Origin of the sequence: uncultured Mailhella sp., from assembly GCF_944324995.1 — a bacterium.
GTDB lineage: Bacteria > Desulfobacterota > Desulfovibrionia > Desulfovibrionales > Desulfovibrionaceae > Mailhella.
In genome coordinates this window covers 50068-62916 of record NZ_CALUYL010000019.1, presented here as the reverse complement: position 1 = coordinate 62916, position 12849 = coordinate 50068, and the positions used below count along the sequence as shown (strand labels likewise).

Genomic DNA, 12849 nt, shown 5'->3' with positions numbered 1-12849 from the left:
GTGGGAAAGTAGGCCGATGCCAAGGTTATCTTTAGAAAGGCTCCTGAAGAGGAGCCTTTCGTCGTTTAAAGACCTGCACTTGCAGAAGGCATGTAGAGGGAAGGAATCGCCGCTTCGGGGTTCCTTCCTTTTTTTGTTTTAATTTCTTCGGACGGTCAGGCGGCGGAAGAGAGCAGCGAAGAAAATTTCCGCAGCGGTGGGCCTGACGGGAGAAATGTTTCAGAGGCTGATCGAGGAGCCCCGCGACAGGGGAAGCGACTGAAAAGGAAAATTATCGCGGCGGCAGGCAGCGGGAGAAAGTTTGTAGAGAAAAATCGAGGGGCCTCCCACGACATCCGCGACATCGGGCTTTCCTGTTTGGAAAGATGCCTGTTGCCGCTCGCGCCTTGCTCGGCCTAGCTGGGCTGCATTTTTTTCAGGCGGAAGGGCCTTCAAAAGAAAAACATTGCAGCGGCGGAGTCGGCCGGACGAAGATTTCAGAGTTCGGCTGAGGCCTTTGACGGTCAGAACAGCATTGCCGTGCAGGCGCAGTCCTGACGCTTTGCAGTTTGTTGTTTCTTCGGCGAAAAATATTTTTTCTCTTTTCCCCGTTGCAGTGGAGCGTCGGCGATGAAGTGCCGCCGCCTGACGTTGAGGATCGGCAGGCGAGGAAGGGCTCGCTGTTTAGGGGGATGCTCTCTTTGATTTTTTTGTTGAGGCGTTGGCCAATGCCTTTCTTAGACATGATTTTGCAAAAGCTCATCACGTTGAGGCATTGCGGACTGCGGAAGAGCAGGGCCGGTGCCAAAAGTTTGTCAGAAGCGCCCCGCAGGCTGTGCGGATAAAGTGAGAAGAAGTTCGGAGGAGCGGACGCTTCGGCAAAACTTGTTGAACGCAGGGAGCCGGGGACGACGCGGGCTCTGGATGGAAAAGGTCATGCGCTTTTTTGCCCCCGGCTCCTTGAAGTCTGACGCATTATTGCCCCTTCCCGGAAGAACGGTGTGCAGGCGACATGCCCCCCGTTCAGATCTCTCCGGTTCAGGCGTTCAGAAGCCGTGTGGCGACTGTTTTGAATCTGGAGCATCCCTACTCCTTTCCCTGGCAAAGAAAACGCCTCAGAGGCCGGGAAAAGATTTTTCTTTCGGAAAGTCTCACAGCAAGACGGATGACAAACAGCTGTGCGGCGTTGTCGTCGGTTCAGAGAGTGTTTTTCTCTGAAATGGAAGCCCCTTCGTTGCGGGTTGTTCCCGTGGCGATTGGAGGCGACTCCCTGAAAGTAAGAACAGGCGTTTGCCTCTCTTTCACAGCGCAAGCGGCTGGACTGCTGGGCCAGGCCGCCGGAGGCGGAGAAACATATTTTAGAGCTTTCCTGCAATACCAGATTTTTGTTCCTGATTGCCGTTTCTTGGATGCCGACGGCCCGTACCAAGGCGCGAGCGCCCGCCGAAATATTTTTTGCTGCAAAGCTGGTAGCTGCAACATCCTGACTCCGGGAATGTCGGCACGGAAATAGGGAGCACGGCCTCATTGCTCGACGGCTGCAAGACTTCCGGGAGCAGGCCTTCAGTGCTCGGGCTTGTGAACGCCCGGGAGAAAAGACGAATATTTTTGTGTCGTTTTGGGGAGAAAAGAAATTCCACACTGATTTAATGGGGAGAATACGGCAGTCCGCGCAGAGAAAACAAAATTTTTTTTGATAATTTTGTCGTTCAGCATGAGAATCTGTGGTTGAACCGTCGTATAAAGAAATAAATCACAATATAGGATTGAGCAAACAAACAGTCGATAACAGCTTGTGCTGATACATTTTTTCATGTTCGTTCAAAGTAACGCTCCCCGGAGCGCACAAAAAGGTCATTTTTGTGAAACATTTTTTAAATATAAATGATAACAATAAGTTATAAAGATATATATTTTATTTTTCCTGAAAAAAAGTTATTAAAATTTCAATAAATGTTGTTTCTTTTTACGCTTGTCCCGGATACTTGCGAAGATTTTTTATTTTTTATAATCCTATCATCATAGGCTTATTCAGATACTTTTTTTAAAGAGCATCTGCTGTGATGATCATTTTAATTCATGGGGGAATAGTATGGCGTGGACCCAAGTCTATGATCCAGTCGTCAGTGAAGTAGTTTCGGCATGTATTGCGGCCATTCCGCTTGTCATTCTGCTTTATATGCTGGCCATTAAACGAGCCAAGGGACACATTGCTGCGCTGGCCGGACTCGCTTCCGCTTTTGTCATCGCCATTCTTATATGGCGCATGCCCATAGTGACGGCCATAAGCTCCGTCGGACTCGGCATTGCCAACGGTCTGTTCCCCATCATCTGGATCGTGATCACCGCGGTCTGGGTGTACAACATGACCGTGGAATCCGGTGAATTTGAAATCATCAAGGATTCTCTGGCCCGCGTGACGCCCGACCGTCGCCTGCAGACCATCTTCATCGCCTTTGCCTTCGGCTCCTTCCTGGAAGGCACCGCCGGCTTCGGCACTCCCGTGGCCATCACCGCGGCCATGCTCGCCGGTCTGGGCTTCAATCCCATCTACGGCGCCGGTCTCTGCCTCATCGCCAACACGGCTCCCGTGGCCTTCGGCGCCATCGGCGCGCCCGTGCTCACCGCCGCCAGCGTGTCCGGCATGGATCCCAACCTCATCAGCCAGGTGGCGGCTCGTCAGCTTCCCCTGCTTGCCATCATCATTCCGTTCTGGCTGAGCATCGTCATGTGCGGCGTCCGTCGCTCCATGGAAATTCTGCCCGCCATCCTCGTGGCCGGCGTCTGCTTTGCCGGCGCGCAGTTCGTGTTCGCCAACTATCACGGACCGACCCTGCCCGACATCATGTCCGCCATCGCCACCATCGTGGGTCTGCTCGTGCTGCTCCGCTTCTGGAAGCCCAGCTCCATTTTCCGTTTTGCCGAAGATCCCGCCATCAGCACCGACGGTCCCGGCTATTCCGGCAAGGTCGTGCTCCGCGCCTGGGGCCCCTATCTCATTCTGGCCGTCATGGTCTTCCTGTGGGGCCTGCCTCAGTTCAAGAGCATCCTGAACAGCATCTCCGCTCCCAGCTTCGCCTGGCCGCTGCTTGACGGCATGGTCAATCGCGCCGCTCCCATCGTGGCCACCGAATCTCCCTACGCGGCCGTGTTCACCTTCGGCTGGGTGTCCGCCGGCGGTACCGCCATCCTGCTTTCCGGCTTCATCGCCGTGCCTCTCATGCCCGGCTATTCCTACGCCAAGGCCGTGAAGTGCTTCTTCACCACCCTGCATCAGCTGCGCTTCCCCATTCTCACCATCGCCAGCGTGCTCGGTCTGGCCTTCCTCATGAACTACGCCGGCATGAGCTCCACCCTCGGCCTCGCCTTCACCAAGACCGGCAGCTTCTTCCCCTTCTTTGCTCCCCTCATCGGCTGGCTGGGCGTGTTCCTCACCGGTTCCGACACTTCGTCCAACGCGCTGTTCTGCAGCATGCAGCACACCACCGCCACCGCCGTCGGCATTCCGCCTGAACTGGCCGTGGCCTCCAACGCCGTGGGCGGCGTGACCGGCAAGATGATCTCTCCCCAGTCCATCAGCGTGGCCACCTCGGCGACCAACATGGTCGGCCAGGAAGGCAATCTTTTCCGTTTCGCTCTGGGACACAGCATCGCGCTTACGCTTATTCTCTGCGTGCTGGCCTACTGCCAGGCCGGCTTCCTGAGCTGGATGCTTCCGTAAGAAGGAAGACGGGATCTGCATGGAGAGTGTCCATGCAAACCAATGCGGGAATCGCTTCGGGGGGTCGGAGCGGTTCCCGCCTCTTGTCGGGGCACTCCGCAGACGGGCGCAGACTGGTCGGAAGACCGTCTGCGCCCGTTTTGCGTCTGTTCCTCGGGCCGGCAAAAGTTCCCCCCCCCACGGGCGGGGCGGAGCTGGCGAGCAGCGCTTCGAGCTCCGACATGGGGGATTCCCCATGCGTGCGGGAGGGCGGAGCGGCGTTGCGTCGCAAAAGCACGGACTTCGCCGGACCATGTGCGCGCCGTCTCTTGCTTCCGCTGCGCGGTGCGGCTATACTTCCCGTCGAATTTCTTCACCACAACGGGGCTTGCCATGGAATTTACGGAAAAGGAACAGGCCATTCTTCGCATCGCTCAGAAAAGCATACCCGATTCGCTCACTCCCTATGCGGATATGGCGGCCGCCGTCGGCGCCACGGAAGAGGAAGTGATTGCGCTCTTGTCCCGGCTCAAGGAGTCGGGCGCCATCCGTCGTTTCGGCGCGAGCATCAAGCATCAGCGCACGGGCTGGACGCATAACGCCATGGTGGCGTGGATGGTCTCCCCGGACGAAGTGGACGAGGTGGGCAGAAAGGCGGCGGAACATCCGCGCATATCGCACTGCTACTATCGTCCGAGCCCGTATCCGGCGTGGCCGTACACGTTTTACACCATGATTCACGGCAAGAGCGAACAGGACTGTCTCGACGTGGTCGAAGAGCTGCGTCGCACCACCTCTCTGGAACAATACGAAATTCTGGAGAGCCTCAAAGAGCTGAAAAAGATTTCCATGACGTACTTTGCGGAGCCGTCAGAGTAACAGGAGCAAGCCATGCAAACCAAACGTTCCCATGATCTTTTCGTCCACGCCCAGGAGCTTATTCCCGGCGGGGTAAACAGTCCCGTGCGGGCGTGCCGCAACGTTCATGCCGACCCGCTGTTCATTGCCGACGCCAAAGGTTCGCATCTGACCACGGCGGACGGCGACGACGTCATCGATTTTCTCGGCTCCTGGGGCCCCATGCTGGTGGGGCACGCGCATCCTGCCGTGACGGAAGCCATCTGCAAGGCCGCGGCGCGCGGCACGAGCTACGGCGCGCCCTGCGAGGATGAAGTCCGCCTTGCCGAAGAAGTGTGTTCGGCGCTGCCTTCCGTGGAGATGGTGCGCATGGTGAATTCCGGCACCGAAGCCACCATGAGCGCGCTGCGTCTGGCCCGCGGCGTGACCGGCCGCGACAAGATGATCAAGTTCATCGGCGGCTATCACGGTCACGGCGACGCTTTTCTGGCCAGCGCGGGATCCGGCGTAGCCACGTTTTCGATTCCCGGCACGCCGGGCGTTCCGGCGGCCACCGTGGCCGACACACTGCTTGCGCCCTACAATGATCTGGGCGCGGTGAAGGCGCTCTTCGAGGCCTGGCCCGATCAGATTGCGGCGCTCTTTGTGGAGCCCGTGGCGGGCAACATGGGGCTGATCCTGCCTCAGCCGGGATTTCTGCGTGGACTGCGCGAACTGTGCTCGAAATACGGCGCGCTGCTGGTGTTCGACGAGGTGATTACCGGATTCCGTCTTTCCTACGGCGGCGCGCAGGGCCGTTTCGACATCATGCCCGATCTGACCACGTTCGGCAAAATCATCGGCGGCGGTCTGCCCGTGGGAGCCTACGGCGGACGGGCCGACCTCATGCGTCACATTGCGCCGGAGGGCGAAGTGTATCAGGCGGGCACGCTGTCGGGCAATCCGCTGGCCATGGCCGCCGGACTGGCCACGCTGAACATTCTCAAGCACGCCGATTACGGCGCTCTGGAAGGTCGCGTGCATGCGTTCGTGGAGGAACTGCAGGAGATACTCAGAGAGAAGGGCGTGCCGGTGCAGATTCCGCACATTGCCTCGCTGTTCACCGTGTATTTCACGGAAGCGCCTCTCATGGACTTTGCGAGCGTGCAGACCACGGATCAGAAACTTTTCGAGACCTTCTACAAGCAGATGCGCGAGCAGGGCATCTTCATGGCGCCTTCGGCCTTTGAAGCCAACATGCTTTCCTTTGCGCACAGCGACGAGGATTTCGCCAGGGCGCTGGACGCGGCCCGCAACGTGAAGTTCTAGTCGTCAGACGCTTCAACAAAAAAACGCGGAGTTCCGTTGCGGAGCTCCGCGTTTTTTTGTCGCTGCTGAGAAGTGCTGTTCGGTCGGGCCGAGTGTGACAGAAAGGGGAAAACGCGCGGGAGCTCGGAGCAGAATTTTTTGAGCGCGGCGTCTGTTTCCAGAGCGAGAGGCCGGGGCGACGGCGGGGAATGCGGTTTCGTTCCCGGCGTGGTCGGCGTCGCGGTAACGGCGGAAGCGCAAAAAACACGCTCCGGCGGACTGTCGGAGCGTGTTTGGCAACATGCGCGGGGAAATGCGGGGCGCGGTCGTTTCGGGCGGGAGAAGGTCAGCGGGAGGTCTTCTTTCGCGCGGACTGGCGCTGCGCGGCCGCGGCGGATTTCCGGGAAGGACGTTTTTTCTGCACCTTGCGCGGCGGGGAATAGCTGGTGGATTTTTTGAGCTGCCGGGCCTGCTTGGCCGAGACGCCGAGCTCGGCGATGGCGGTGCTTTTCTTTTTGGCCACGGCGGCGAATCCGGCGTTGAGCAGGCGGCGTGCTTCTGCGGCGCGCACGCCCGTGTTGGGCGCTCCGAGAATGACGGCAATGAGCTTGTGGCCGCGCTGGCGCGCCGTGACGATGATGTTGTAGCCTGCGGCGGTGACCCAGCCGGTTTTCAGACCGTCGAGACCGGCGTAGTGGCCGACGAGGGGGTTGTGGTTGGGTTCCGTGCGGCCGCGGTGCGTGACGGAGCGGGCAAGATGATACTTTCGGGCTCTGGGATAGTGAGCCTGATAGGCTCTGGCAAGCTTGAGCATGTCCCGCGCCGTGGTGATCTGCCCTTTGGCGGGCAGACCGTGCACGTTGACGAAGCGGGTGTTTTTCATGCCCAGGCGTCTGGCCAGCGAGTTCATTCGGGAAACAAAGGCGGAGGTGGAGCCCGCCACGTGTTCGGCCACGGCCACGCTGGCGTCGTTGCCCGAAGCCACGGCCATGCCGTAGAACAGCTTGTCGAGCGTCACCCGTTCTCCGGCCCGCAGGCCGAAGCGGGAACCGCCGGTGCGGGCGGCCGCGGCGCTGATTTTAACCTTGTCGTGATAATCGACCTTGCGGCTGCTGATGGCGTTCATGGCCACGTACATGGAAATGACCTTGGTGAGCGAGGCCGGGGGAATCTTCATGTCGGCGCGCTGTTCGTAGAGAATGCGGCCGGTGGTCACGTCCATGAGAATGGCGCTTTTGGCGTTGATGGGCCGGGCCAGCGCGCTGGAGGCGCAGAGCAGACAGAAGGCGACAGCGAGGGCAAGGATGCGGCGGAAGCCGTAAAACGGGTGTTGGCTGGGCATGATGATTCCTGATTCAGCTCATGAAATTGCGCCTTCCAGACTGCGGCTTCCGAAGAAACGGAGATGGGCGGCACGTTCCGGAAACGTTTTTCGGAACAGGATGCGCGAGCTCCATGTGAATTTTTTAGACAATTTTTTCCTGAGCGGCAAGCCTGCAACGCCTTTTGTAACAATTTAGTTCCGTGACCTCAGGAAGATTTTTTTGTGATGGAAAAGAAAAATATTCAGGAAAATCAGGAGAAAAAAAGAGAGGTCGCAGCGAGGTTCAGATGAACTCGCTTCCTGGCGCCGTCACGGCGGGGAGTTTCGGCTCGTAGGGCGAGCGTCCGGCGCAGGCCGGGCAGAGCGCGCCCATGCGGGCGGGGTGCGGTTCGCCGCAGCTTATGCAGGCGGTCATGGGTTCCGGGGGCGTTTCGCGCAGGAAGGCGGCGCGCACCTGCACCGAGGATGTCGAGAGCACGGCAATGCCGGCCTTGCGTATTTCGCTCTCCAGCCGCACGAGGGAGCGCTCGTCGGCCATCGGTTCCTGGAGGGCCCAGCGGCGGATGTGGGGCCAGCCCGCCGTTTTGACGAGGTCGAGGTACACGCGCACGCCTTTGCCGCCGGGCGTGCGGAAGAGCGTGAGGGCAAAGCGTCCGAGATCGAGCACGTGCAGGCGTCCGTTGCCCGCGGTGCAGGGCGTGAGCAGCTGAACGGCGTCGGGAAGGTCGCGGTCGGTTTCGCAAAGGGCGTGAAAGTGCTTTGTTCTGCCCATGGAATGCAGGGCAAGTTCGGTCATGAAGGCGGCAAGCATCATGCCGGGAGTGGCCGCGCCGTGGAAGCTGCGGGCGGTGTCCATGAAGTCGTCGAAGGAAGTGAAGGGAATCATGAGAGTTGCGCTCGTGGTTGACGTTGGCCGCAGACGATGCGTACCGGGCCTTTTTTCTTTTTTAGAGCGCAACGTCGCCGTTGGGTATGATAAGATGCGCGTAAAAAAGGCCGCTTCCTTGCGGAAGCGGCCTCTGAAAGCCGGTTGAGAGCGGAATTATTCCATGCCCATGGCTTTTTTGACCTTGTCGAAAATGCCGGGCTTGTTCTGTTCTTCGGTAAGCTTTTCAAATTCCCTGAGGAGCTTTTCCTGTTCGGCGGTGAGCTTGGTGGGGGTTTTCACCACCACGCGCACCAGAAGGTCGCCCGTGCGCTTTTCGCCGGGATATTTGAGACCCTTGCCGCGGATCTGGAAAATCTTGCCGTTCTGCGTGCCCTTGGGAATGTCGAGATCGAGCGTTTCCCCTTCGTTCAGGCTGGGAATCTGGATGCGGGTTCCGAGCGCCGCCTGCGGGAAGGTGATGGTGGCGGTGTACACGAGATTCTGTTCGTCGCGCTCGAAGACGTCGTCGTCCTCCACGTGGAGCACCACGTAAAGATCGCCGGGAGGGCCTCCGTGGACGCCCATTTCGCCTTCGCCGCGCAGGCGCAGGCGCGCGCCGTCGTACACGCCGGCGGGAATGCGCACGGACAGTTCGCGCACGGTTTCCACAATGCCTTCGCCCTTGCACTTGGGGCAGGGCTTGGGAATGGTGAAGCCGCGGCCGTGGCAGGCGGGGCAGGGCTGCACGAACTGCATGAAGCCCTGACGGATGGCCACCTGACCGGAACCGCCGCACTTTTTGCAGGTTTCGCGCGAAGAGCCTTTGGCCGCGCCGGAGCCGTTGCACTCGGGGCAGGTGACGTGGCGGGGAATCTTGATGGCCTTTTCCGTGCCCTTGGCGGCTTCGCGGAAAGAGATGGTCATGTTGTAGCGCAGATCATCGCCCTGCTGGGGACGGGGCCCGCGGGAACGGGAACCGCCGAAGCCGAACAGATCGCCGAACACGTCGCCGAACTGCGCGAAGATGTCCTCGGCGCTGTTGAACGAGGAGCCGCCCATGCCGGGATCGGCGGTGCCGAAGCGGTCATAGTTGGCGCGACGCTCGGGATTGCGCAGTACGTCGTAGGCTTCCGCGGCTTCCTTGAACTTCTGTTCCGCCTCGGGATTGTTCGGATTGTGGTCGGGATGATACTTGAGCGCCAGCTTTCGGTAGGCGTGCTTTATCTCGTCGTCCGAAGCATCTCTGGAGACGCCCAGAATTTCATAATAATCGCGCTTGCTCATGAAAATGTTCCGTACAACAGGGCTTAGTCGTCAAGATCGGGCGTGGTTTCGCCTTCCACGGGGGTGTAGAAGCGCTTGTCTTCAGGCAGCACCTTGCCCGCGGCGATTTCGCGCAGGGCCGTGACGACTTCCTTGTTTTTGCTGTCAACCAGAGGTTCGTAGCCTTCGCGGAACTGACGTACACGCTTGATGGCCATCTGCACGAGAAGAAAACGGTTGTCTACGCGGCGCTGGCAATCTTCAACGGTAATACGGGCCATGAAATGCCTCCAGAAAGTTTATCCGGGCGATCCGGGTGATATCAGAAACAGGTGATGACCCGCGCCGGAAGGCGCAGGGAAAATACGACTTGCGGCATGATGCCGAACCATTTTTTTTATCTGGAGCGGCAAATGTTGTCAAGTATTTGAATGCGAGTCCAGACCCGGGAAAGCACGTCTTTCCCGGGTCTGGAGATGCCGGATGCGAGATCGGCATGCCGCCGCAGCTACTTTTTGCGGCGACCGAAACGATGCGTCGGCGCTTCCGGCTCCGTTTTGATGGCGAAAAAGTCGTCGGGCGCGCCGTGGAAGCCGTCATGATCGCGGTGAGCGCGGCCCTTGCCGGGACGGAAGCTGTGATCGCGGAATCCGCGCTCTTCGCGGCGACCGTCGAAGCGGCGTTCCCGGTTCTCGTCGTCACGGGAACGGAAGGAACGGCGGTCTTCATGGAAGGAGCGTTCTTCGTCGTCGCGGTCGCGGCGCTTCGGGAAGGGACGACGCGCGCGGTCGAAGGGCTTGTCGAAGCGTCCGCTTCTGCGACCGTGTTCGTCTTCGCCCCGTCCAGAGCGGAAGAAGCGGCCTTCTTCCCGCTCTTCCCCTTCCTCGTGGAAGCGGCGGCGGGGACGGAAGGAACGGCGTTCCTCATCGCCGCGGCGGAACGAACGTTCCTCGTCGCGGAAGGGGCGTTCTTCACGGCGTCCGTCGAAGCGGCGTTCGCCGTGCTGCTCGCCGTCGGCAAAGCGATCCTCGTCCCTGCGGAACGAAGGCTTTCTGCCGAACGGCTTGCGTCCGGCGCGAAAATCGCGTTCGTCGTCTCCGTTTTCGCGGCGGCGATCCCTGTTCCAGGGCTTGCGGGGGGCGCGTTCGCGGAAGGATTCTTCGCGCGGGCTCTCTTCGTCCCAGGAGTCGGAGGCGTAGCGGCGCTGACGCTTCAGTTCCTCGTCGTCGCGGCGCGGGCGGAAGCCCTTTCTGTCGGCAAAGGCGCGGCGGCCGGAACGGTGTTCCCGGCCATCCCTGTCTTCAAAGCGGTCCTTGCGGGACGCGTTTCCGTCACGGCGACGGAACGGACGGCGTCCTTCTTCATCTTTCTGATATTCCAAGTCTATCTCCAGTCGGCCGACGTGTACGCCGGTCAGTTTCACGGTCACTTTCTGTCCGAGGCGGAACGCTTCGCCGCTGTGCTCGCCGCGCAGCTCCTGCCTTTCCTCATCAAATATGTAGTAGTCCCGGCCCAGCGTCTCCACCCGCACCATGCCTTCCACCGGCATGCCGTCGAGCTCCACGAAAAAGCCGAAATTCATGACGCCGCTGATGACGCCTGCAAACGTTTCGCCCGTGCGGCCCGTCAGCAGCAGGCAGCCCATGCGCCTGTCGATTTCCCGCTCGGCGTCGGTGGCGACGCGTTCGCGGCTGTTGCACTGTTCGGCGGTTTCCAGCAGCTTGTGTCCCGCGGGCAGGGGGCCGCCCGTATCGAGGCCGAGAACATAGCGCAAGGCGCGGTGGTTCACAAGGTCGGCGTAGCGCCGTATGGGCGAGGTGAAATGACAGTAGCACGCCGAGCCGAGGCCGAAGTGCCCGTCTTCCTCGGGCGAGTAGCGGGCCTGCATCATGGAGCGCAGGGCAAGGCGGCTCACCACGAAGGCCTGATCCGTGCCTGCGGCCGCATCCAGCACATGGGTGAGCCAGCCGGGAACCGTGGCCTTGGCCGCCTTCGGCAGGGGCAGATCGGCGTCGGTGGCGCGCAGGGTGTGATAGAGTTCCTCCAGCCTGTCCGGGCCGGGCGCGGGGTGTACGCGGTAGAGCAGAGGCGCGTTCTTACGGGTGAGAAATTCCGCCACGGCCTCGTTGGCGCGCACCATGAAGGCTTCGATGAGCCGGTGACTGAACAGCCGCTCCCTGTTGCGGATGCCCGTCACGCAGGAAACGCCGTTCTTTTCTTCCACCACGAACTCCGCTTCGGGAATGTCGAAGTCCAGTCCGCCCTGACGGTGACGCCGCTCCATGAGCACGGCGGCAAGTTCCGCGGCCTCCCGGAGCATGGCGGTCACGCCGGGGGCCCGGCGCTCGATGCTTGCGGCGGCTTCACCCTGCGGATCGTCCAGCGCGGCCTGTACTTCGCGGTAGGTCAGGCGGGCGCGGGAAATCATGAGGCCGTTGCAGAAACGGGAATCCGTCAGATTGCCGTTTTCGTCGAGGCGCATGTCCACTGCCATGCAGCGGCGCTCCTCGTTTGGACGCAGACTGCACACGCCGTTGCACAGCGATTCCGGCAGCATGGGCTCCACGGACATGGGAAAATAGTACGAGTTGCCGCGGTCGCGCGCTTCCTTGTCCAGCGCCGTTCTCGGGCGCACGTAGTGGGAGACGTCCGCAATGGCCACGAGAAGACGCCAGCCCTCCGCCGTGCGGCAGGCGCACACGGCATCGTCGAAGTCGCGGGCGTCCTCGCCGTCGATGGTGACCAGCATTTCCCCGCGCAGATCTTCAAGAGATGCCTTGTCGCTCCACGGCGCGGCGGCCGCCGCTTCCGCTTCGGCCACCACGTTGTCGGGAAATTCCGTGGGAATGCCGTTGTTCAGCTTGGTGAAGCGCTCCTGCACCGCGGCGTCGTTTTCCATGCCGAGATCGGCCACGGCCCGCCCCGACCAGAGATGTCGTTCGCCGTGCTCTTCCAGCTTGTCCGCGATGCTCACGCGGAGCAGTTCGCCTTCCTCGGGCGTCTTTTCCAGCGCGGACACGTCGGCCAGCACGTCGAAGGTCAGGCGCGAATCCGCAGGACGACAGAGTGCCGTGCCTTCGGTCTTTCCCCTGCGCAGCACGCGCGCCACCACGTCGGTCTGACCGCGGCGCACCACGGCGATGACCCGTCCTTCCTGCTTTTTGAAGGCTCCGCGCTTGCGGGGCAGCAGCATGACGTCCACCAGATCGCCGTTCCAGGCGTCGCCCACGTCGTCGGGCGCAATGTAGATGTCCTGTCCGGAGCGGGCCTCGGCGTCTTCGGGCGTCACGAAGGCCGCGCCGGAACGCTGTGTGGCAAGAATGCCGCGGCGTCGTTTGAGCGCGTCGGCCATGACCCAGCTTCCGCCTTCCAGACGGACGATCTCGCCGTTGCGGGCCAGATCGTGCAGGGCTTCCAGAATGTCCCGCTTGAGCTTGCGGGAAAAGGCTCCGATGCGGAGAATGTCGTCGAGACGCAGGGGGCGTCCGGCTTTTTCGAGAATGTCGAACAAGAGCTGTTCGTCGAAATCTTCTTGTTTTTTCATGATATTTCCAGAGGCATTTCAGGAAT

The 12849-nt window shown here is 60.6% G+C and carries 9 protein-coding genes; 4 read left to right on the top strand and 5 right to left on the bottom strand.

Annotated features, from left to right (window positions below; all coding sequences use genetic code 11):
• Nucleotides 1–991 precede the first annotated feature (991 nt).
• The 4 genes from Q0K02_RS08745 to hemL all read left to right on the top strand — a co-directional run bounded on the left by Q0K02_RS08745 (nt 992) and on the right by hemL (nt 5845).
• The gene (locus Q0K02_RS08745) at nt 992–1492 is read left to right on the top strand and encodes a hypothetical protein (protein ID WP_294487535.1); all 501 of its coding nucleotides are present in this window, start codon (nt 992–994) and stop codon (nt 1490–1492) included.
• Between the two features lie 579 nt (nt 1493–2071).
• Nucleotides 2072–3700 (top strand): lactate permease LctP family transporter, encoded by a 1629-nt coding sequence (locus Q0K02_RS08740; protein ID WP_294487528.1) that lies wholly within the window; start codon nt 2072–2074, stop codon nt 3698–3700.
• A gap of 372 nt (nt 3701–4072) precedes the next feature.
• Complete coding sequence (gene ahbB / locus Q0K02_RS08735; RefSeq protein ID WP_294487527.1) at nt 4073–4558, top strand: siroheme decarboxylase subunit beta; 486 nt, start codon at nt 4073–4075, stop codon at nt 4556–4558.
• 12 nt (nt 4559–4570) lie between these two features.
• Nucleotides 4571–5845 carry a glutamate-1-semialdehyde 2,1-aminomutase gene (gene hemL, locus Q0K02_RS08730; protein WP_294487524.1) on the top strand — a complete coding sequence of 425 codons (1275 nt, stop codon included), beginning with the start codon at nt 4571–4573 and terminating at the stop codon, nt 5843–5845.
• Nucleotides 5846–6170: 325 nt separating this feature from the next.
• Here hemL and Q0K02_RS08725 read toward each other — a convergent pair whose 3' ends face one another.
• The 5 genes from Q0K02_RS08725 to rnr form a co-directional block, all read right to left on the bottom strand.
• Nucleotides 6171–7166: a D-alanyl-D-alanine carboxypeptidase family protein gene (locus Q0K02_RS08725; RefSeq protein ID WP_294487522.1), complete on the bottom strand. Its 996-nt coding sequence runs from the start codon at nt 7164–7166 to the stop codon at nt 6171–6173.
• A 265-nt stretch (nt 7167–7431) separates the two neighbouring features.
• Entirely contained in the window at nt 7432–8034 is a 603-nt protein-coding gene (locus Q0K02_RS08720) for an FmdE family protein (protein ID WP_294487519.1), read from the bottom strand.
• A 156-nt stretch (nt 8035–8190) separates the two neighbouring features.
• On the bottom strand, nt 8191–9300 hold the full coding sequence (gene dnaJ, locus Q0K02_RS08715; RefSeq protein WP_294487516.1) for a molecular chaperone DnaJ: 1110 nt from the start codon (nt 9298–9300) through the stop codon (nt 8191–8193).
• A gap of 23 nt (nt 9301–9323) precedes the next feature.
• Entirely contained in the window at nt 9324–9560 is a 237-nt protein-coding gene (gene rpoZ / locus Q0K02_RS08710) for a DNA-directed RNA polymerase subunit omega (protein WP_077072023.1), read from the bottom strand.
• Between the two features lie 227 nt (nt 9561–9787).
• Nucleotides 9788–12823, bottom strand: coding sequence for a ribonuclease R (gene rnr / locus Q0K02_RS08705; RefSeq protein ID WP_294487513.1), 3036 nt, complete (start codon nt 12821–12823; stop codon nt 9788–9790).
• Nucleotides 12824–12849 lie beyond the last annotated feature (26 nt).